The 22325-nt window shown below is 63.6% G+C and carries 14 protein-coding genes; 12 read left to right on the plus strand and 2 right to left on the minus strand.

Features of this window, described 5'->3' with window-relative positions:
* The first annotated feature begins 227 nt into the window (after positions 1–227).
* The 11 genes from amaB to ACFSNN_RS34010 all read left to right on the plus strand — a co-directional run bounded on the left by amaB (position 228) and on the right by ACFSNN_RS34010 (position 18134).
* Positions 228–1727 (plus strand): L-piperidine-6-carboxylate dehydrogenase, encoded by a 1500-nt coding sequence (amaB, locus tag ACFSNN_RS33960; protein ID WP_134462390.1) that lies wholly within the window; start codon positions 228–230, stop codon positions 1725–1727.
* 130 nt (positions 1728–1857) lie between these two features.
* Positions 1858–3030, plus strand: coding sequence for an NAD(P)/FAD-dependent oxidoreductase (locus tag ACFSNN_RS33965; RefSeq protein ID WP_134462393.1), 1173 nt, complete (start codon positions 1858–1860; stop codon positions 3028–3030).
* Between the two features lie 120 nt (positions 3031–3150).
* Entirely contained in the window at positions 3151–4347 is a 1197-nt protein-coding gene (locus ACFSNN_RS33970) for an aminotransferase-like domain-containing protein (protein WP_134462396.1), read from the plus strand.
* A gap of 455 nt (positions 4348–4802) precedes the next feature.
* Positions 4803–6593, plus strand: a complete 1791-nt coding sequence (locus tag ACFSNN_RS33975; protein ID WP_134462399.1) for a DUF2138 domain-containing protein — start codon at positions 4803–4805, stop codon at positions 6591–6593.
* A gap of 111 nt (positions 6594–6704) precedes the next feature.
* A complete protein-coding gene (locus ACFSNN_RS33980) occupies positions 6705–7505 on the plus strand; it encodes a DUF1175 domain-containing protein (protein WP_134465537.1) in 801 nt (266 codons plus the stop codon).
* Positions 7502–12292, plus strand: coding sequence for an alpha-2-macroglobulin family protein (locus ACFSNN_RS33985; protein ID WP_134462403.1), 4791 nt, complete (start codon positions 7502–7504; stop codon positions 12290–12292). The genes ACFSNN_RS33980 and ACFSNN_RS33985 overlap by 4 nt, the downstream gene beginning before the upstream one ends.
* Positions 12293–12308: 16 nt before the next feature.
* On the plus strand, positions 12309–14147 hold the full coding sequence (locus ACFSNN_RS33990) for a DUF2300 domain-containing protein (protein WP_377779210.1): 1839 nt from the start codon (positions 12309–12311) through the stop codon (positions 14145–14147).
* Positions 14148–14191: 44 nt separating this feature from the next.
* The gene (locus tag ACFSNN_RS33995; RefSeq protein ID WP_377689067.1) at positions 14192–15034 is read left to right on the plus strand and encodes a YfaP family protein; all 843 of its coding nucleotides are present in this window, start codon (positions 14192–14194) and stop codon (positions 15032–15034) included.
* Between the two features lie 22 nt (positions 15035–15056).
* Positions 15057–15875 carry a YfaP family protein gene (locus ACFSNN_RS34000; protein WP_134462412.1) on the plus strand — a complete coding sequence of 273 codons (819 nt, stop codon included), beginning with the start codon at positions 15057–15059 and terminating at the stop codon, positions 15873–15875.
* Positions 15876–15964: 89 nt separating this feature from the next.
* Positions 15965–17071 carry a YjgN family protein gene (locus tag ACFSNN_RS34005; protein ID WP_134462415.1) on the plus strand — a complete coding sequence of 369 codons (1107 nt, stop codon included), beginning with the start codon at positions 15965–15967 and terminating at the stop codon, positions 17069–17071.
* Positions 17072–17084: 13 nt separating this feature from the next.
* Entirely contained in the window at positions 17085–18134 is a 1050-nt protein-coding gene (locus ACFSNN_RS34010) for a M48 family metallopeptidase (protein WP_134462418.1), read from the plus strand.
* Positions 18135–18329: 195 nt separating this feature from the next.
* Here ACFSNN_RS34010 and ACFSNN_RS34015 read toward each other — a convergent pair whose 3' ends face one another.
* Complete coding sequence (locus ACFSNN_RS34015; RefSeq protein WP_134462421.1) at positions 18330–18806, minus strand: PRC-barrel domain-containing protein; 477 nt, start codon at positions 18804–18806, stop codon at positions 18330–18332.
* 449 nt (positions 18807–19255) lie between these two features.
* Here ACFSNN_RS34015 and ACFSNN_RS34020 point away from each other — a divergent pair, with 449 nt between their 5' ends.
* Positions 19256–19636, plus strand: coding sequence for a hypothetical protein (locus ACFSNN_RS34020; RefSeq protein WP_134462424.1), 381 nt, complete (start codon positions 19256–19258; stop codon positions 19634–19636).
* A gap of 86 nt (positions 19637–19722) precedes the next feature.
* Here ACFSNN_RS34020 and rpoD read toward each other — a convergent pair whose 3' ends face one another.
* Positions 19723–21720, minus strand: a complete 1998-nt coding sequence (gene rpoD / locus ACFSNN_RS34025) for an RNA polymerase sigma factor RpoD (RefSeq protein ID WP_134462427.1) — start codon at positions 21718–21720, stop codon at positions 19723–19725.
* Between the last annotated feature and the right edge of the window lie 605 nt (positions 21721–22325).

Here is a 22325-nt window from a genome sequence, read left to right on the forward strand (position 1 = left end):
TCCAATAAGAAACTAATGTGTCAGTGCCCGCGTGCGGGCGCGGGTTGACGCCGACGCCTGCGAAAATGCGAAACAGCCGATTCGACGGATCGACCTATATAGACGCAGCAAGCCTTTGCGAGCTTTCCTCCAGCCAGCTCCGGGCAAATACCCTTGCCGCCACAAAAGCCCGCGTGTATAGTTTCCGAACTTACTCTTGTTTCGCATCGGAAATTAAAGGGATTCTCATGGACGCTTCCACCATCCTCGCCGACCTCGGCATCGCCCACGCGGCGCAAGCCGGCGACATCGCGGTTCATTCACCCATCACCGGCGACCTCATCGGCCGCGTGGCCAGCAACACGGTGGCGGAAGTCGACACGGCCCTCGCCCAGGCGAAAGAGGCTTACACCGCCTGGCGCAACGTGCCGGCGCCGCGGCGCGGCGAACTGGTGCGTCTGCTCGGCAACCGTCTGCGCGAGAAGAAGCAGGCGCTTGGCAGCATCATCACGCTCGAGACCGGCAAGATTCTTCAGGAAGGCTTGGGCGAAGTGCAGGAAATGATCGACATCTGCGATTTCGCGGTCGGTCTGTCGCGTCAACTGTACGGCCTGACGATCGCCTCAGAGCGTCCGGGGCATCGCATGGCGGAGACGTGGCATCCCATGGGCACCTGCGTCGTGATCTCGGCGTTCAATTTTCCGGCCGCGGTGTGGTCGTGGAATGCGGCGCTCGCGCTGGTCTGCGGCAATGCGGTGATCTGGAAGCCGTCGGAAAAGACGCCGCTCACCGCGCTCGCCGTCAATCAGATTCTCGCCGAGGCATTGCAGGAATTCGGCGACGCGCCGGCCGGCCTCACCGCCTTGATCAACGGCGGCCGCGATGTAGGCGCGAAGCTGGTGGCCGATCCGCGCGCGTCGATCGTCAGCGCGACGGGCAGCACGGAAATGGGCCGCACGGTCGGCGTTGAAGTGGCGAAGCGTTTTGGCCGCTCGCTGCTTGAACTCGGCGGCAACAACGCGGGCATCGTCACGCAAACAGCGGATCACGAACTCGCCATGCGCGGCATTCTGTTTTCGGCGGTGGGCACGGCGGGTCAGCGTTGCACGTCGCTGCGCCGGTTGTTCGTGCACGAGAGCGTGTACGACAAAACCATCGAGCGTCTGAAGCAGTTGTACAGCAAGGTGCCGATCGGCAATCCGCTCGAAAAGGGCACGCTGATGGGTCCACTGATCGACAAGCTGTCGTATGGCCGCATGCAGGAAGCGCTGCAACAGGCTACGACCGAAGGCGGCAAGGTGTTCGGTGGCGAACGTGTGGACGTGAAGGGCTATGAAAACGGCTACTACGTGCGTCCGGCGATCGTCGAAATGCCGTCGCAAACGTCGGTGGTGCTGAAGGAAACCTTTGCTCCGATTCTGTACGTGTTGCGCTATACCGATTTCGCCGACGCAGTCGAAGCGAACAACGCAGCGGTGCACGGCCTGTCGTCGTGCGTGTTCACGACCGATCTGCGCGAAGCGGAACGTTTCCTGTCCGACTCGGGCAGCGACTGCGGCATCGCGAACGTCAACATCGGACCGAGCGGCGCGGAAATCGGCGGCGCGTTCGGCGGCGAGAAGGAAACCGGCGGCGGCCGCGAGTCGGGTTCGGATGCGTGGAAGGCGTACATGCGCCGCGCTACCAACACGGTCAATTACTCGTCCGCGTTGCCGCTCGCGCAGGGTATCGACTTCAATATCGGCTGATACGGCTCGCTTCGATCCGTGAGAAGCAGCGGCGCATTGACACGCCGCTGCGGCCGTGAATAAACCCTCTTCAGCAATCCGTTTGCGCCGCCGGCGTTTGCGAGCGGCCACGCTACTCGTGGAGTGAGACGTGAGTTCCAAAGTCGTGATCGTTGGCGGTGGGGTGATCGGCAGCTCGATTGCGTATTTCTTGCGGCTGTCCGATCCGACGGTCAGCGTCACGGTGATCGAACGCGATCCGACGTATGCGCGGTCTTCGTCGGCGCTATCGGCGGCGTCGATCCGTCAGCAATTTTCCACACCGCTTTCCATACAGATGTCGCTGTTCGGCATCGAGTTTTTGCGCTCGATCGGCGAACGGCTCGAAGTCGACGGCGCCAAACCGTCGATCGATCTGCACGAAGGCGGCTACCTGTTCCTCGCGACGCCCGCCGGCGAGGCGACGCTGCGCGAGAACCACGCGCTGCAAACGAGCCTCGGCGCGGATATCAGCCTGCTCGACCCGCACGCATTGCAAGCGCGCTTTCCCTGGCTCAACACGGAAGACCTCGTGGCCGGCGCGTACGGTGAAAGCGGCGAGGGCTGGTTCGACGGCTATGGACTCGTGCAGGCGCTACGCAAGAAGGCGCAGTCGCTCGGCGCGCGCTACGTCGCCGCCGACGTCAGCGCCATCCATCGCGACGGCAAACGCGTCACGCAAGTACAGACCGCGAACGGCGAGACTTACGCCTGCGACGTGGTGGTCAATGCAGCCGGCGCATGGTCGCGCAAAGTCGCGCAGATGGTCGGCATCGACATTCCGGTCTACGCGCGGCGCCGCAGTATTTTTAACGTTACCTCGCCGGGGCAACTGGAACGGTGCCCGCTGCTGATCGATCCGAGCGGCGTTTATTTCCGTCCTGAAGGCAAATCGTTTATCTGCGGTACGTCGCCGTCGGCGGATAACGACCCTGACGATCTGCCGCTCGACGAAGTCGATCACGCGCTCTTCGACGACGTGATCTGGCCGACGCTCGCGCATCGCGTGCCGCAATTCGAAGCGCTGCGCGTGCAGAATTGCTGGTCCGGCTACTACGAATACAACGTGCTCGATCAGAACGCGATCATCGGCTATCACCCGGATGTCGATAACTGCATCTTCGCCAACGGTTTTAGCGGGCACGGTTTGCAGCAAGGGCCGGCAACGGGACGCGGCATCAGCGAACTGATTCTGCACGGCCGCTATACGACGCTCGATCTGGGCTCGTTGAGCTTCACGCGTGTGCTGGAAAATCGGCCCATCGTGGAGAAGAACGTCGTGTAGCCGCGTGCATCGGGATGATGCGGAAAACGCAATACGTAGTGCGTAGATATCGTTTGCCGCGCACCTTGGCGATGGTCACAATCAGCGACGATCTTTCTTCCTGAGAAGCGGCCCGTCACCATGTTTACGTTCAATCCCGCATTCGAAGCGCCAACCGGTTCGCCGATCCGCGAACTCTTCAAGTATCTGGCGCAACCCGGCATGATCTCGTTTGCCGGCGGCTATCCGGCGAGCGATCTGTTCGATCGTGAAGGGCTCGATGCCGCTGCAGCGCGCGCGTCGCAACACACCACGCTCTGCCTGCAATACGGCCCCACCGACGGCCTGCCTGTCCTCAAAGAACAACTCGCGCACCTGATGGCGCGCCGCGGCGTGTCGTGCGCGCCGCAGGACGTGCTAGTGACGACCGGCTCGCAGCAGGGCTTCGATTTGCTGCTGCGCGTGATGGTCGCGCCCGGCGACCTGGTGCTGGTCGAGCAGCCCGCTTATCCCGCGACCTTGCAGGCGCTCAAGCTGCAAGAGGCCGACGTGGTGACGATTCCGGTCGATCAGGACGGCCTCGATATCGACGCGCTCGCTACGCTGCTCGACTCGGGCACGCTGCGCCGCGCGCCGAAGCTGTTGTATACGGTGCCCACGTTTGCGAATCCGACCGGCGCGACCTTGTCGCTCGAACGCCGCACGGCGTTGCTGAAGCTGGCGGCGCGCCACCGCTTTCTGATCGTCGAAGACGATCCGTATGGCGATCTGCGCTTCACTGGCGCGGCGTTGCCTTCACTGCTCGCGCTGAGCGAACAGGTGCCGGGATCGCGCGACTGGGTCGTGCATTTCTCCAGTCTCTCGAAGATCGTCGCGCCGGGCTTGCGCGTGGGCTGGATGCTCGCGCACGCGGAGATTCTGCGACGCTGCGTGGTCGCCAAGCAGACCGTCGATCTGTGCAGTTCGCCGTGGACCCAGGCGATCGCCGCGGAGTACCTCGCAAGCGGCGCGCTGGAGCGGCATTTGCCGCGCATCGTCGACGCCTACGCCGTGAAATGCCGCACGCTATGCGACGCGCTCGAAGCGCAACTGGCGGATCAGATCGCGTTTCATCGTCCTGCCGGCGGCATGTTCGTATGGGCGCGATTGAAGGCCGGTCAGAATGCGTCCGATTATCTGCGCGCCTGTATCGAGCGCAATGTGATGTTTGTGCCGGGCGTCGCGTTCTATAAAGACAATATCGATTCGTCGGCACTGCGCTTGTCATTTGCCGCGCCTGGCATAGCGGATATCGAGACCGGCGTACAGAGAATGAAGCAGGCGCTCGAACATTTTTGACCGCGGCTTAGGTAGTGCTCGCATCAAAGTAGTAATCGCGATGCCTGAAATAACCCGGCGAGCACATTGCGTGCTGCTGGGTTTTTTTACGCGTACGCTAAATTAAGCGGATTTAGGATAAAGGCTGCGGACAAGTAATGCCATCCAGGTCGACGGACACCATTCGCAAGACGGCGCGGCCATCTGTCGCGTGTTTCTGCATATAAGCTTCCGCTGGCTTGCGCCGTTTAACGAATCGAATCGCCATGTCCAGTGGATACGTTTCCAAATCCCTTAATCAGGCGTGTTTCTGATTTTGTCAAACTCATGAAGCAAGTCGGACTGTTAAAGAGGAAGTGTCGCTGGTTTTTAGATAAAAATATCGGTTATCATCGCTGCCTTCGGAGATTGATCCCGCTGGCTTAATCCACTGGGCATCCGCGTTAATACCGTCGCATCGAACCAGAAGAAATCAGATGAAGATGTCGCGCAAAAAGATTGCAATCCTGGTAGTCGGTCTTCTGGTCGTGGCCGGCGTGGTCATTCAGGCGGTGTGGCGTCCTTTTGGTCATCGCAAGGTCGCCGAAAACAGCGAAGTCGTCCTCGATATTCATCACCCTGACGCGGTGATCGACAGCGAAGCGCTCTCGCGTTTGCCGCGCGACATCCTGCGCGTGCCGCTGCTGCACGACGTGCTGACACAAGACTTCGTCGACTACTACGAATCGAGCAATACGCGCCTGTCCGCCGAGGGCGCGCTGCGGCGTCTCGCGTTCGAACATCAACTCGACTGGCGCGACGAACTGATCCGCCGCGTCTTCGACGAACCCGCGCACGTGTTGCTGTGGCGCTCGCCCGACGGTCGCCTTGGCTACTGGGTGATGTCCATGCATCGCAACGGCTTTGCCAAGCTGCTGCAAGGCGTGGGCAATGTCGCCACGAGCGACGCGCAACTGAGTCAGGTGGCCAGGCTCTCCGGCGACGTGCCCGTCTATGCACTGAAGCTGGCGGTCGGCCGCACGCTGCTGTTTGCCAGCAAAGACGACCGTCTGGTGGTGTTGTCCGCGCCCGGCGTATTGCTCGACGGCAAGGGTGCGCTGCTGAGCGAGCGCGCCGATGCCGTCTCGGAGATGCTGTCCTCGGGCCGCGACGATGCCGCGCGCGCCTATCGGCTCGACGCAGTCGGCGACGCGCCGAAGGGCCACCGGCTGGTGATGTCGGCCAATTACCTGTCGTTCGGTTATCAGGCGTTCTTCTCCGGTATCGACGCACTGCGCTTCGACTTCTCGCCGAACGGCAACGGCAACGCCGCGGCGAACTGGCAGACCTCGGCGCTGATCGACCCGGGCAAGTTGCCTCAGCGTTGGAATGGCGCCGACCTGTGGCGCGCGTTGCCGGTCAATGCCGCCGCCTGCACGAGCTTGCCGGCGGACTGGAAAGAAGCCTCGGGACTGTTGGGCAAAGTGGCCGGCGGCGGCGCGGACAACGCTGCAGCGATCGGCGATCAGCTCACCGGCCCCGCGGCGGTGTGCTGGTATGCGAAGTCCACGCTGGTCGCGCCGGTGTTCGTCGCGCGCGTGAAGACGCAGGACGCGGCCGGCGTCGCCGCATTGAAGACCGCGCTCGGCAAGACTTTCGGCGATGTGATCGGCGCTTATGAAGCGAAGGCCGCCAAAGCCGACGGCGCCGACTCGGGCTATCGCCGCCTGCCGGTCACCACGCGCGACCAGGGCGCGGACGTCACGGTGTGGCAGCGTCCGGTGAGCGCGCGTTCGGGCACGGCGGTGACCAGCAAGGCGTCGTTCGCGTCGCAGTTGTCGGCGGAACGTTATTTCCCGGTCACGCTCGCGCTTGCGCACGGCTATGTGATTTTCTCGCCGGACGGCCGCCTCGTCGACGACACGCTCGCGGTGCTCGACAAGCGGTACCCGGCGCTCGCCGACACGCTCACGCCGCAACGTCTGCCGCGCACGATTTTGACGCTCACGCCGTCGTCTGCAGCCGCGCTGATCGAACGCGAGGCCGGCGCGGCGTTGCCGGCGGATCAGGAAGCGGTGTTCCGCAACGCGTCGCGCACGCATCTCTTGCCGAAGCTGCACGCACTCGCTCATTACCCGCCGGTTTCGCTGACGCTGCCGCAGAATCTGCCCGGCTCGACGGGCTGGGTGCCGGTGGAGTGGTGGTTCGATCGCGCGAAGGCGAATGCAGGTTCGAATACGAGCGCTGCGGATACGCCCGCGGATCAACCCGGCACCGAGGGCGACTGAGTGCGCCGCCCTCGCGTATTCGACGCGGCATTCGCGGCGCGCGCGCTTGAGCGCGTAGCGGGGCGCGAGGACGCTGCGCAGCCTACGCATGCTGCGCAGTCGACGCACGCCATGCAGACCGAGCATGCTACGCAGTCAACGCACGCCACGCAGCCCACGTATGCTGCGCAGCCAACGCACGCCACACAGTCCGCGCATGCCGAACTCCCCCCGACCCACGCTTTCCCCACGTCGCGCCGAGCATGGCTTGCAAGCACCGCTGCCGTGTTCGCCATCGCGACACTCGCGCCCTGCGCGTACGCGCTCACCAGCACCACCGCATCCCCCGATCCCGACGCACTCTCCCCGCAACAATCCGCGGCATTTCGTGCGTGGTTCGCGCGCATCGTCGATCAGCAGATGCGGCGCGGACCGACGCCGCGCTGGACCCAGCGCGATTGCGCGGGCCTCGTGCGCTTCGCGGTCGGCGAGACGCTCCGGCCGCACGACACCCGATGGCTGCGCGCCAACGGCATGACCAGTCTCGCGGATACGAGCAGCATGCCGCCCGAACTGCAACTGTCCGCGGCGCAGCGCGGCATCGCCAACCGCTGGACCCAGCTCGACGGTTCCACCGGCGCGTACGCATCGGCGATCGCACTGATTCAACGCAATAGCCGTTTCGTTTCGAAGGACGTGAACCAGGCGCTGCCCGGCGATCTGCTGTTCTTCGACCAGGGCGACGACCAGCATCTGATGATCTGGCTGGATCGCTACATCGCTTATCACACAGGCACCGTCACGCCGACCGATACCGGTCTGCGCGCCGTCGCCGTCTCCGACCTGATGCAATGGAAAGACTCCCGCTGGCAGCCGCTCGACGGCAATCCGAATTTCGTCGGCGTGTTTCGTTTGGACTTTCTGACACCATGACCCGAATGATTTCCGTCACACGATCGAGCGGTTGGCTGAGCAAGGCACGCCGTCGCGCGGCATGCACGTTCGCGGCGCTAGTCGCAGCGTTGACGCTGGTCATCGCACCCGCCGCTCATGCGGACGACGAAGCGTCGGGCGCGGCCGCCGCTGATGCCAACATCGCTGGAAATCCAACGCTGCAGACGGCGCCGTCGAGCAACTTCAGCTCGCAGAAGGTGGACGGTCAGCCGTTCTTCCTGCTTTCGGACGCGAGCTTCGGCAGCGATCAACTGGCACAAGTGCGGCTCGAAGCGCCGGGCCGCGATTTCAAGGATGCATTGCAAGCATACGGCGGCGCGGACATCGTCGTGTATCGCGTGCCGAAGCCGCTGGATTTTCTGAAGGCGCAAAAGAATCTGCATCGGCTGAATGTCGCGCCGAATTATCAGGGAGAGGGGCTCGCGAATACGCTCGCGTATCTGTGGGACCGCTGGTATACCGAAGCACGCCGCGCATGGCAGCGGGTGTTGTCGTTCGCGACCCGCAGCAAGGCGACCGAAGCGGCGCCGCAATTCAAGCTCGGCGAACAGACCGGCAAGCAAACGCAGTTCGAGCCGAACTCGCAATTCGCGCCGCTCAAAGGCTACGACATGGTCGCGCGTTTCCGCTATCCGATCTGGGACGCGAAAGTGATCGAGCCGCCCAAAGGTGTGAATCTCGCGGGCAGCAGCAGTAACTTTATCGAAGCCAGTTCGGGCAACGTGATGATTCCGGTCGGCAAATTGCCGCCGGGGCTGTATATCGTCGAGGCGGTGATCGGCAACTATCGCGCGCATACGCTGCTGTTCGTGTCGGACACGGTGGCGGTCGTGAAGGCCGCGTCGAGCGGCATGCTGGTGTGGACCACGCGGCGCGATAACGGCAAGCCCGTGGCGAATACGGAAGTGAACTGGACCGACGGCGTGGGCGTTCTGCAAAGCGGCACGACCGGCGGCGACGGCGCGCTGGTGCTGCAACACGTGAGCCCCGAGCGCAGCTATGTGCTCGGCGTCGATCCGCAGGGCGGCGTGTTCGTCTCCGAGAATTTCTACTACGACAGCGAGATCTACAACACCAAGATCTACGCGGTGACCGATCGGCCGATGTACCGGCCGGGCGATCCGGTGCATGTGAAGTTCATCGGCCGCACGTTTCAGAATGCGACGCAGTCGTCGGCGCCGGCCGAGGCTGATATCAAGCTCGACGTGCTCGATCCGAACGGCGCGCCGGTAGCGACCAGCAAAGTGCATTTCGCCTCCGACACCGGCGCGGACACCGCGTTCACGCTGCCCGCCGACGCCACCGCCGGCGGCTACACGCTGCGCTTCGACTACAACGGCGATGTGTATGGCAGCGCGTTTCGCGTCGCCGAATATGTGAAGCCGCACTTCGACGTGAACCTGTCGATGGATAAAGCCGACTACGCGACCGGCGAGGCGCTGAAGGGCAAGATCCAGTTGCGCTATCCGGACGGCAAACCGGTGCGCGACAGCAAGATTTCGGTCACGCTGCGCGCGCAGAAAGTGACGATCGTCGACGGTGAATTGCGTTATGCGGGACTGTTCCCGGTCAAGCTCGACCAGCAGGAACTGAAGACGGATAGCGACGGCAACGCGAGCCTGACGTTGCCGGCCGCGAAAGAGCCGAGCCGCTACGCGCTGACGCTGTTCGCACAGGACGGCGCGGCGTACAAGGTGCGCGTGACGCGCGAAGTGCTGATCGCGCGCGGCGCCACGCCGTATCGCTTGATCACGGCCAAGTCGTTCTCGCAACCGAAGGAGGCGGTCAGCTTCGATTTGCAGGCGCTAGGTACGATCGATCCGGCGTCGCATGCGCCGTCGAAATACGAATGGACGTGTCTCGAATCGCAAACGCATGGCGAAGGCGCGTTGAAGGGCGCGAGCACGAGCGGCAAGCTGTCGTTCCCGGTGCAGTTCGACGAACCGGGTTCGTACATGTTGTCGGTGAAGGACGACTTGGGCAACCTGCTCGCCGCCACCAGCCACTGGGTCGCGGGCGATGGCCTGAAGGCGATTCCAGGCAGCGTCGAGATCGTGTTCGATCGCGACAAGTACAAGATCGGCGATACCGCGGAAGCATTGATCACGTTCCCGCTGCCGGTCGACGACGCATTGCTCACGCTCGAACGCGACAACGTCGAGCGTCGCGCGTTGCTGACGGCGGGCGGCGACTGGCTGCAGTTGCAACGCGTGGCGCCGTCGCAATGGAAAGCGCGCATCAAGGTCGGCGCTGACTTCGCGCCGAACATGACGTTCTCTGTGTTGTACGTGCACGGCGGCGAATACGTGTTCCAGAACGCGGGCATCGTGGTCGCGCAACCGCAGATCGAACTGAACGTAAAGAGCGACAAGTCTGTGTACGGACCGGGCGACACGGTCACGCTGAGTTTCGACAGCACGTTGAACGGCAAGCCGGAAGCGGCGAACCTGACGGTGAGCGTGGTCGATGAAATGGTCTACGTGTTGCAGCCGGAAATCGCGCCGAATATCGTCGACTTTTTCTATCACCCGCGCCGCAATAACGTGCGGACCTCGTCGAGCCTGTCGTTCATTACCTACGACCTCGCGCGCTCGCCGCTGAAGGGCGCGCCGGGCGGACCGCAGCGCGCCAACTACAACGAGCGCGGCGTGAAGGTGCTCGAACGGCCGCGCCGCGACGATCAGGACACGGCGGCGTGGGAAAGCAATCTGAAAACCGACGCGAGCGGCCATGCCACCATGACGTTCAAGATGCCGGATTCGCTGGCGCGCTGGCGCATTACGGTGCGCGCGGCGGCGCCGGATGGCATGGTCGGTCAGCGCACTGCTTACGTGCGCTCGGACAAGGCGCTGTATCTGAAGTGGAGCGGGCCGTCGCACTTCCGCGTCAACGATCAGCCGGCCATCGACATGATCGCGTTCAATCAGACCGACGCGGATATGGACGCGCAGTGGGTAGTGGACGGCGGCGGGTTGTCGCTCAATCAGAAGGTCACGCTCAAGCGCGGCGCGAACTATCTGCGTTTGCCAAGCGGCGCGCTGAAGGACGGCGTGATCAACGCGTCGCTGCGCAGCGCGGGTAAGGACGTCGATCGTCTGCAAACCACGATTCATCTCGACGCGAGCGGCTGGCTCGATCTGCATCAGAACACGGTGGCGCTCGACGGCTCGAACAAGCCGCTCAATCTGCCGCAAGACGCGCAGGATGTGAGCGTGCGTTTTATCGGCAGCGCGCAGAGCCAGTTCATGCGCGTCGCCGACGATCTGATCAACTATCCATACGGTTGCGCCGAGCAGACTTCGAGCCGTCTGATTCCGCTGGCGCTTGCGCACGATGCGATCGGCCACGGCGACAATGCGAACTCGACGCAAGGGCTCGAAGCGCTGCTGCGCAATCAGCGGCAGCGTCTGGCGATGCTCGCGGGCGTCGGCGGCACGTTCGGCTGGTGGGGCGATACCACCGGCGGCAGCGCGCTGATTACGGCCTACGCGTATTACGCGGACTGGCTCGCGAGCCGCAGCCTCGGCATCAGCCTGCCCGCCGACAACTGGCAGCACGCCATGGACGTGTATCGCGACGCCGGGGCCAAAGAGCCTCTATTGCATCGCGCGCTGGCTTTGTGGTTCATGCAGCAGATGGGCCTGCCGGTCGCGACGCCGGTCTCAGGCGTGGCCGCGGATCTGATGAGCGATGCCGCAGCCACCGCTAAAGCGCCCGCGCGTAGCGGCACGTACGGCGCGTCGGACAGCATCGTGTTCGCGCAGGCCGATTCGCCGCGTGGCAAGCAGATGGCGACGCTGCTGATCGCGAGCATGGCGCGCAGCACGAGCGCGCAAATTCCCGACGGTTTCGACGCTGCGGCGGGCGCAGCGCGCCTCACGCTCGTGAACGATCCCGCGCCGCTGGTGCAAAGCCTCATCGCGATGACGGGCGACGGCGGAGCGAGCGCCGATGCCCCGGCATTGCTGGCAAAAAGCAGCGCCGACTATCCGACGCTCGATCGCGCCTTGACGCTGCTGTGGCTGCGCAAGTCGCTCGGCGCGGATCCGGCTGCCGCGTCGCTGCCTTCGCCCCAGGGCGCGGGCTGGACACGTGCCACGACGCCGACCGGCACGCCGCTCTATAAGTGGACCGGCGCAGCGCAGCCGACCACGCTCGATGCCGGCGCCGCGCGCACCGACGTCAACGCGCTGGTTTCGTTCCGCAGCCACACGAGCGAAGACAGCCGCTTGAACATCACCGTCGAGCGGCGTTTCTACAAGCTCGAACCGGTCGAAGTCGCGGTCGATCCGAAGAAGAAGGACGCCGCCGGCGAGAGCCAGTTGGGGCGTTCGGCCTTCACCGCGCGTCTGATGAAGCAGGGCGACGCGATCGACAGCAATGCGCTGTACGTCGACGAAGTCACGCTCACGCCGCGCTCCGGCAACGCTTACCACTATGGTCTGCTCGACGTGCCGCTGCCGCCGGGCGGCGACGTCGAGGCAACGAGCTGGGGCGTGTCGATCGACGGTCTGCCGGGCGCGAAAGACGGCGCCAGCGGTCCGCAGCCGTTCCAGCGCGTGGCGTCGTACGAGATGGGTGAACTGGCTTATCACCAGCCTGTGCCTTTGCTCGACCGGCCGGTTACGCTGCGGCAACTAGTGCGCTTCGCGTTGCCCGGCACGTTTGCGCTGCCGCCCGCGCGCTACTTCCGCATGTATCAGCCGGACGCGAAGGCGTTCGAAGGCGGCAAGAGCGATCGCGTGACGACGTTGCGCATCCAGTAAGCGAGACGAGACCGCCATGTTCCGTGCGCTACGGCCTCTACGCGATCGTCTGGCAGTTAGGCTGCGGATCGCGCTTGCCGTGGGCGTGGGACTCGCTTGCGTTGGACCGAGCGTGCCGGCGTATGCGGTGGCTTCGTCTGCAGGCGCATTGGCTAACGCAACGGATGCCGCTACTGGAATGAGCACCGCGACGTCCGCTGGAATGTCAGCGCGATCTTCGTCGCAGATGCTGCGCTTCGCCTGGTTGCGCGACGGCCAGACCCGGCTTTGGCAGGTCGACGGCAGCGGCGCCGCGCTCGGCTTCTCGCCGCAGGCCGCGGGTGTCTTGCCCGCGAAGCTGGAGACGCCGATCGGCAGCGTCTGGAAACTGTTCGTCTACGGCTATTTGCTGGACCGCAATATCGCCACGCCGGATTACGCCTGCAGCGGCGGCGACCCGGAAGAAGTGTATTGCTGCATGACAGGCGGTCATATCGACCGTGAACATGCGCTGGTGCAGTCGTGCGGACTTTTCTTCGAGCCCGCGCGCCTGCAGCTCGATTCCACCGACTGGCGCAAGTACTGGACCGCCGCACACGCGCCGGCCTGGCTACGTGATCTGCGCGCCATGACGCCCACGCATCGCGTGCCGGTGACCGAACTGCTCGCCGCTTTGCAGGCGATGCCCGTCCGGCCGCGCGAAGCGGCAGCGAGCACGCTGGTGTCGGTGCTGACCAGCGGACGCGGTGAAGGCACGGTGTCGCTCTATGGCAGCGTGTTGCGCGCCAAGACCTGGACGATGCCGGATCCGGCGCGTCCCTTGGCTTCGATCGGCGGCGCGGCCGGCTGGCTCGCCGACGGCACGCCGGTGTGGCTCGGCGGTCCGGGCGGCAGCGCGCGCGTGCTGGCGGCCGCCGCGCCGCGCATCGCGCCGCTGCTCACGCAAGTCACTGTGCCGGACGACAGCGCCTGCGTGCTGGTCGATTTCTTCAGCCGCTATCCGATTCGCGAAGTGCTCGGCGACAAGGGACCGGCCGCCGCGCCCGAAGGTCCGTTGCGCGGCGATTTTCGCGTCGGCTTCGTCAATGGCAATTGGGCGCGGCTGACGAGCCGCGGCGAGTTGCGGCTCGATCGCGATGCGGCCGGTGCGCCGCAAGTAGTGGGCCGTTTCGGCATGAACGACTACGTGGCGCGCGTGGTCGAGCGTGAAGGCGACACGAGCCAGGCGGAAGCGGCGAAGGCGCTGGCGGTCGCGGCGCGCACATACGTCGTGCAGCACGGCAGTCACGACCACGGCTGTTTCCGTATCGACGACAGCAGCAGGACGCAGCGTGTTCTGCCACGTGCGCCGACAGCCGCCGCGCGCCATGCCGCCGATCTCACCGACGCGCTCGTGCTCACGGGCGTGCCCGTTCAGTATCACCACGACAAAGCGGCGCCGGGACAGATGAGCTGGCTGGCGGCCAAAGCGTCGGCGCAAACCGGCCTGACTTTCGACGCCATTCTCGCGCGCACGTGGCCGCAAGCGACGCTGACTTCGTTCCAGAGTCCGCTGTCGGGCAATTGCGTCGAAGTGGCCGGCGCGCAGGCATGGCTGCAGCGCAACGCGCCGATATGGGCGCGGCGCATGGACGGCGCGGCGGGCTACGAAACGCCCGATCTGCCCGCGGTGTGCGCCGTGCGCGAAGGTCGGCCGTACGCGGATGCGCAGCGCAATCGCGTGTACGTGTACCGGTTGCAGACCGAAGAGGACCGTATCGCGTTGGCGCATGAATACATTCACCTCGCGTTTCAGCATCATCCGCGTGGGCTCGACGAGGCGTTTGTCGAGCGCACCGCGCGCACGCTGATTCGTACCGACAATCCGATCCAATGAATACCGTCTCGCGCTCGCCGATATCCTTGTTGCGCTGGTTGTCTATGCGGCGCGATCTGCGTACTCGCGCGGTCGTGAAGCTTGCTGCAACCGTGGCTACGCTCGCGCTCTGTCTGATCGCACCGAACGCCCAAGCCGCCGACGCGGACGGTGCGATAGCCGACATGACTGGCGCGTTCAGCGGCTGGCGTCACAGTGGACTGACCAACGAGGGTGAGCATTTCGTCGCGGCCTATCCGCGGCCGCCGGTCGATCGCGGCGCGCAGCGTTATCGCACGCTGATCGAAGGGCGCCTGAAGCACATCGACAAACACGCGCGTAAGCCGCCGACGCTCGTCGTCAACGGCAACCCCACGCCGCTCTACACCGACGACGAAGGCGCGTTCGCGCGGCCGTGGGCGTTCGGCGCGGGCTCGAACAGCATCGAGTTGATTTCCGCCGATGGCAAACAGCACCAGCGCATGCAGTTCTACGAGGCGGACCGCAGCAAGCCGCAAGCGAAACTGCGCGCGATGGTCACGTGGGACGATCCGCATGCGCAGGTCGATCTGCACGTGATTACGCCGGGCGGCCTGCACGCGTTCTTCGCGAATCCGACACTCGAAGACGGCAGCGGTTTCGATGTCGACTCGGTGGACGGCGCGGGGCCGGGCATTTTTTCGTCGGCGGCGCCCGAGCATGGCACGTGGCTGTTCTTTCTGAATTACTGGGGCAATTTCGATTCGACCGGCTATAACTTCGACGCCGCCGCGCACGATCGCGACGTGATCACGGCGACGTTGACGCTGGTGTTCAACGAAAACACGCCGAACGAACGGCGTGAAACGATGGTCGTGCCGCTGCGCAAGATCGGCGACCTGATGCTCGTGAAAAGCGAGCGACTCTGACAGCGGGATGGGAGCAGTGACGATGAAAGTCCAGACGACGGGTTGGATGAAGGCGAGCCGCACATGGCTTGCACTGGCCTGTTCGGCCAGTTTGGCCTGCTTGCTGGCAGCGCCGGTGACGTACGCGAGCGACATCGATTTCGCCGCGCCGTTGAACGGCTGGCGCAACACGAGCGGCGACAGCGAGCGCTATACGCAGGACGTGCATTACCCTGCGGTGGCGGTGTCGACGCCGGAGGGGCAGTCCAGATTCGCGCTGATCGAAGGGCAGATCCGCAACACGCCGAAGAAGAAAAATGGCACGTCGGTGGGGACGCTGGTCGTAGACGGCACGCCGCTGCCGCAGCGCGTGGAAGAGGACGGCAGGTTCTCGCGTCCGTATGCGTTTCCTGCCGGCAGCAACGGTGTCGAACTGCGCGCGCCGGACGGCAGCCGCAAGCGCGTGCAGTTCTACGACGCCTACAGCGGCAAGACCCAGCCGAAGCTGCGCGTGCTGCTCGCGTGGGACACCGACGGCACCGATCTGGATCTGCACGTCGTCTCACCAGACGGCGTGCACACCTGGTACGGCGAGCGCGTCGCGCCGAACGGCGGCGCGCTCGACGTCGACGTGACGACGGGTTACGGGCCTGAGATTTATTCGTCCGCGGCGCCGTTGAAAGGTACGTATCTGGTCTATGTGAATTACTACGGCAGCGGCAATAGCGGCGCCGATATGACCGTCGCGCAAGTGACCATCATCACGAACGAGAATACGCCGAACGAAAAGAGCGAAACGATTCGCGTGCCGATGCGCAAAGCCGGTGAATTGACACTCGTGAAGACCTTTGTATTGCCGTAAAACAGAAGCACTCGTCGGTCAGCAGCCCGCAACGCTTACGCGAATGCGGGCCATAAAAACGTCAGTTCGTGAAATGGGGCAGAAGAAAAATGAATTCACTCGACCAGAAGCAGCCGCTCTTGACCTATGACGGCAAGATTGGCGAGTTGTACGGGATCTTCATCAAAAATCTGTTGCTGCAGATCATCACGCTAGGCATTTATCGATTTTGGGCGACCACCAATACGCGTCGCTATATCTGGTCGCGCATGCGGTTTCAAGGTGAGCGATTTGAATACACCGGCACCGGCGGTGAATTGTTCAAAGGGTTTTTGCTGGCGATCGCGATCATGATTGGCGCGATTGTCGGCGCGGGCATTCTCAGCGCGATTCTGCGCGCCGTCACGGGGAGCGCGTTGCTGGGTGCGTTGCCGCTTCTTCTCCTGTATGTCGTGATCGCCGTGGTCGCGGCGGGCGCTTATTTCAGTGCGCAGCGTTATCGCCTGAGTCGCACGCAGTGGTGCGGGATTCGCGGCGGCATGACCGGCTCGTCGTTCGTCTATGGCGTGTATGTCTTGCTGTATGGCCTGCTGTGCATCGTCACGCTCGGCCAGATGGTGCCGTGGGTGTCGATGCGCCTCGCTGAACGCCGCATCAACGCGAGCAGTTTCGGCAGCTTGCCGTTTCACTTCGAAGGCCGCGCCCGCGCGTTGTATGCGGCGTTCGTCGGGACGTTTGTCGGCGTGGTCGTGCTGCTGATCGTGCTCGGCGCGATCTTCTTCAAGAGCTTCCTGGCGCTGCTGCCGGTCGGTCACGCTCCGCTCAAGGGCAACGATCCCGCCGCGCTCGCCGCGATCGGCTCGGTGTTTCTGTTTTACGTGCTGTTCATCGTCGGCGCGTTGCTGATTCAGTGCTTTTACTTGGCGCTGGTCACGCGCCATGTCATGGGTAATACGACGCTGAGCTCGCAATTGCGCTTCGGCAGCAGCATTACCGCGGGGCGTCTGCTTGGCATGATCCTCGGCAATCTGGCCATCGTCGTGTTCACGCTCGGTTTGGGTTTGCCGATCGTGCTGCATCGCGTGATGCGACTCGCGGCGGATACGCTGCAAGTGTCGAGTCAGCTCGATCCGCAAACGCTGGCTCAAAGCGATCAGACGCCGCCACGTACCGGCGAGGGCATGTTGAACCTGCTCGATCACGGCGGCGCGTTCTGATTCTGAGGTGGTGTTGACTCTCTCCGATTCAGAGGGCACGCGCTCGACGAGCACGCGCTTTTACGACGGACGCAGTGCCGCGGCTCATGTGGCGACGCTGCGTTGGAGCGACGCGTATCTGTCCATCGACGGCGTAGCGGGTGAACTGGCCGTGTGGCCGCGCGCGCGGCTGGTCGTCGGCGAACCCGATCCGGATGGGCGCGTTGCGTTGTCGTGCAAAGGCGAGCCGGGTCGCGTCTCGACCGATGCCGCTACGTTGCCGGCGCGGATCATGCCGCCGCGCATGAAGCGTCGGCATTATCTTGGGTGGATGGCTGTTGGCATGGCGGCGCTGGTGCTTGCGTTCGTGCTTGTCGTGCGATTGCCGACGGTGGGCGCCGCGCTGGTGCCGCGCAGCGTGGAAAACCACCTTGGCGAAATGGTGGAAGCAGTCGTCGTCGGCAAACACAAGGTGTGTCGCGGTGAAGAGGGGCAGCGCGCGCTCGAGCAACTCGAAGCGCGGCTCGCTCGCGCAGCGGGTATCGCTCAACCCGTTCATCTGGAGGTGATCGACCGCAAGATGGTCAATGCGCTGACGCTGCCCGGCGCGCGCATGGTGATCATGCGCGGTTTGATCGAGCGGGTCGGCAACGCCGATCGACTGGCCGGCGTGATGGCGCACGAGACCGGCCATATCGCGCGGCGTGATCCGATGGTCGCGTTGTTTCGCGGCGCGGGCATCGGCGTGATCAGCGCAACGCTCGGCATCAATTTTGGTTTTGCCGATGTGTCGTCGCTGGCCGGGCGACTCGTCGGATTGTCGTACAGCCGCGAGATGGAGCGCCTCGCCGATGCGAACGGCGTGGCCTATCTGCAAGCAAGCGGTTTGCGCAGCGATGGGCTTGCTGGGTTTTTTGCGTTGAGTGACAAACGCGACGGCAGTGCGGGCGCGGCTGTGGAGTTTCTTTCCGATCATCCGCGGACGAGCGATCGGCAGAAGCAAAGCCAAGGGTCACCGCTCGGAGACAGTGCGTTGACGCCGCAAGAATGGGCCGCTGTCCGGTCGATGTGCGGCAAGCCGTGAGGCGTATTGCGAGGCGTGAGACTCATTCAGAGCGCGGCGACGAAAGCCAGTGCGTTCAAGGATTTGGGTGAGTCATGCGCAGGTTGTCCACAGCCTTGCGAACATTTTCTGTGGACAAATATGGCAGACAAGTTCGACCACGAGCGCGCCTCTGAAAGAGGCGGCTCATGCGGCTCGACTCGGCCCGTCTGATGATCAAAGGCCGGTGTCCAATCGCCGCTCTTCCACTACCTCGCGCGTGGCAGCCCAATACGGCGGGCGTTTGTAATACTCGTGCACGGCCGTGCCCCATTGCATGTCCGCCATGGAAGGCCAGTTATCCTTATCGAAACCGGGTGCGTTCTTGATCCGGTCGGCGCTTGCATCGATCACGAAGCATTTGTCGTCCGTGTCGAGCGTGAGCGCGCTCCACGGAATGGCGTGAAGCGTGTCGCCGATGCCGAGAAAGCCGCCGGTGGACAACACCGCGTAGGCGATCCGCCCGCCGCGCACGTCGAGCATGATGTCGGAGATCTTGCCGACGTGTTCGCCGTCGGACGACATCACCTTGTTTCCGTCGAGCGAGGCTGCCGCCATGACATCCGGTCCGGGACCGTCGCCAATGCCGACTCCAACAATATTTGCGCCCTGCGTGTCGGCGGATGCCGGGACTTGGGGATCGAGCGTAGTCATGATGTGCTCCTCGTAAAAAGCGTACACAGGGAGCGCGCAACGACTATGCCTGTTAGCGGGGGAATGGTTGGCGCGGGGGCGGGTTGCAGGTGGTTGCCGCTGCTGATGGCTGTGTAGCGGGGTTTGCGCGTGCGGCTGTGTGGTGAGGTATGCGTGCAATTGGCGGTTGTAGGCGGCGTTACCGGAGAAAGGTGCGCGGACGGTCGTTGGTTCAGGCGGTTCAGCGCGCGTACGACCACGGGTATCGGCAACGCGTGGACGCGGCGATCCAGCAGAAAGTGCTTACCTTTTCTTACCGGTGCTCAAGTTTCGGCGAACCGAGGTCGATAGGAGTTATGACCGGCTGCGTGACGGCGACAGACTGTTTGCGGCGCGACTGCATAGGCGCTCGTTTTGCTGTGCGTGGGGCGGCGGCCGGGTATCGAAAAGCAAAATCAACGGAGGTTGCTATGCAAATCGACAGTGCGTTGTCGTCGACACTGCCGGGACCGGACCGCGCGACGACGAAAAGCCCGTCCGCAACGCACGACGCTGCCGTACAGACATCGACTGCGGATGCATCCACGCAGGACGACTCCGTCCACATTTCCGCGGAAGGCACGGCAGCGGCGGCGCAAGAAGGCAATTCGGGTCAGGGTGATGCGGTCAGCGATTCCGGGAGTGAGGACACATCCGCGTCTAGCGTTTCAGCGGTCAAATCGTTTGCGTACGGCACGCTCGGGCTTGAGCGTCCGGATCAGCCTCAGGAAGCGCACAACGCGTTCTACACGGCCGGGCGATGGCTGGCAGCGGGAATCACGATCGGCGGGATCATTTCGCTGCTTGCCTGAAGGGGGCGAGGGAAAAAGAAAGCGCTTGCCGTGCGTGACGCAGGGCAAGCGCTATTGACGGCTTAAGGGTTGCTTTAGCGGCTGGCTTAGCGGTCGAGGAACGACTTCAGGCGGTCGGCGCGGCTCGGGTGCATCAGCTTGCGCATGGCCTTGCTCTCGATCTGACGAATCCGTTCACGCGTGACGTCGAACTGCTTGCCGACTTCTTCGAGCGTGTGGTCCGACTTCGTGTTGATGCCATAACGCATACGCAGCACCTTTGCTTCGCGCGGCGACAGCGAGTCGAGCGCGTCGTCGATGGCGGCGCGCAAGTCGGCTTGCATCGCGGCGTCGGCCGGCGAGGACGCTGCCGAGTCTTCGATCATATCGCCGAGCGTGGCATCGCCGTCGTCGCCGACCGGCGTTTCCATCGACACCGGCTGCTTCGCGATCTTCAGAATACCGCGCACCTTCTCTTCCGAGAGTTCCATGCGTTCTGCGAGCACGGACGGATGCGCTTCCTGACCGGTCTGCTGCAGGATTTCGCGCGAAATGCGGTTGAGCTTGTTGATCGTTTCGATCATGTGCACCGGCACGCGGATCGTGCGAGCCTGGTCGGCGAGCGAACGCGTCACAGCCTGGCGGACCCACCACGTTGCGTACGTGGAGAACTTCCAGCCGCGACGGTATTCGAACTTGTCCACCGCCTTCATCAAGCCGATGTTGCCTTCCTGGATCAGATCGAGGAACAGCATGCCGCGGTTCACGTACTTCTTCGCGATCGAGATCACGAGACGCAGATTCGCCTCGATCATCTCGCTCTTCGCCTTGCGCATCTTCGATTCGGCCGCGACCATCTGGCGGTTGATCTCTTTCAGATGCTTCAGCGGCAGCGAAACCGTTGCTTCGATTTCGATCAGCTTTTGCTGTTCGGACTGAATTGCCGGCAAATGGCGCTCCAGCGCCGCGCCGTACGACGACGCACCGCGCGCCGCACGTTCCGTCCAGCCGAGGTCGGCTTCATGACCGGCGAACGACTCGATGAACTTCTCGCGCGGCATGCCGCTCTTCGAGACGACGATTTGCAGAATGTTGCGCTCGATCGCGCGAACTTGCGCGACCTGCTGCTGCACGTCGCCGCACAGGCGGTCGATGGTGCGTGCCGTGAAGCGGATCTTCGCGAGGTGCTGCTGGATCTCTTCGCGTGCGCGCTGGTACGCCTTCGAGGTGACGTCGCCGCGCGTGTGCGAAGCGTTCATCTGGTCGGACAGCATGCCGACCTGCGCGAAGATTTCGAGGCAGTCGCTCGTGAGTTGCTTCAGACGCGCTTCGTCTGCCGCCGAGGAGTCGGCCGGGCCGACGTCGTCGTCGCTGTCTTCGTCGTCGTCGCTGTCCGTGTCGGCGTCGACGTCGGCAGATGCGTCTGCGCTGGTGCTGTCTTCTTCGGCGGCGAGGGTGTCTTCATTCAGACCGTCGACCAGTTCGTCGATGCGCAGCTCGCCGTCGGCAACCTGCTGGGCGCTCGCCAGAATGGCCGAGATCGCGAGCGGGCAAGCGGCGATCGCCTGCACCATTTCATGCAGGCCGTCTTCGATGCGCTTCGCAATCGCGATTTCGCCGGCGCGCGTCAGCAGTTCGGTCGCGCCCATTTCACGCATGTACATGCGCACCGGGTCGGTCGTGCGGCCGAATTCGGAGTCGACGGTGGACAGGGCGACTTCGGTTTCCTCGTCCGCCTGATCGTCCGATACGACGGCCGGGGCGTTCGAGTTGAGCAGCAGCGTTTCCGCGTCCGGGGCCTGTTCGTAGACCTGCACGCCCATGTCGTTGAACGCGCTGACGATGCTGTCGATAGCGGCCGTCTGCGCGAAGTTGTCGGGCAGGTGATCGTTGATCTGCGCGTGGGTCAGGTAGCCTTGCTCCTTACCCAGCTGGATCAGCGCGCGCATCTGGCGCTGACGTTCTTCGGCTTGCTGCGGCGGCAGTTCGGCTGCCACGGGGATCGCTTTACCGGCGCCCTTGCCCTTGGCCGTGCGGCCCGAAGGCGCTTTGGCGGTGTAGGCGGCGGTTTCGTGTTGCGAATCTTCGCGATCAAAAGGGTTCACGTATTCTCCTCTAGAGGCTTCGCTATGAGACGCAAGACGCGACCGTCAGGCGTTTCGAGCATGGCTCAACATCACCTGAGTGACTCAACGCGGTTGTTTGGCTGTGCTCTGGGGAGCAAAAAAGATGAGCCCGCTCGAAGCGGGCCGATAGAAATGTGCGAAATTCGCGCGGCTCGCATTATATCCGAGCTTGGGGCTTTGCGCTCATCGTGTGCACATCTTTTCATCATGCGCGTTTGTCGCAGGTCCGTCCTTGGGCCGCCGGTCGGGCGTAGCGGTCGCCTAACCGATGCATCTAGGTGCGTGCACATTCGCTGTTTTCAAGCTCCTCACTATAGAGGAGTTCGGTTGTCGGCACACGGCGGGATCACGTTTCCACAACTCTCCCTATATATAGGGGAAGCGTGTTCTGGCGTCGATCGGCGCCTGATCAAAAGAAAATTCACAAAAGGGGGTTGACGAAGTGTCAGTCGCTCTCCATAATCTCGTTTCTCTGCTGCTGATGCAGCGACGCAGAACGAAGCGGTGCCGGGTGGTTGTGATGCTGATGGTTGATGTCAGCGGCGCGCGGTGCCGGTTTGGTGGTGAATGCGTAACCGATCTTT

Source organism: Paraburkholderia dipogonis (assembly GCF_042680985.1).
GTDB lineage: Bacteria > Pseudomonadota > Gammaproteobacteria > Burkholderiales > Burkholderiaceae > Paraburkholderia > Paraburkholderia phytofirmans.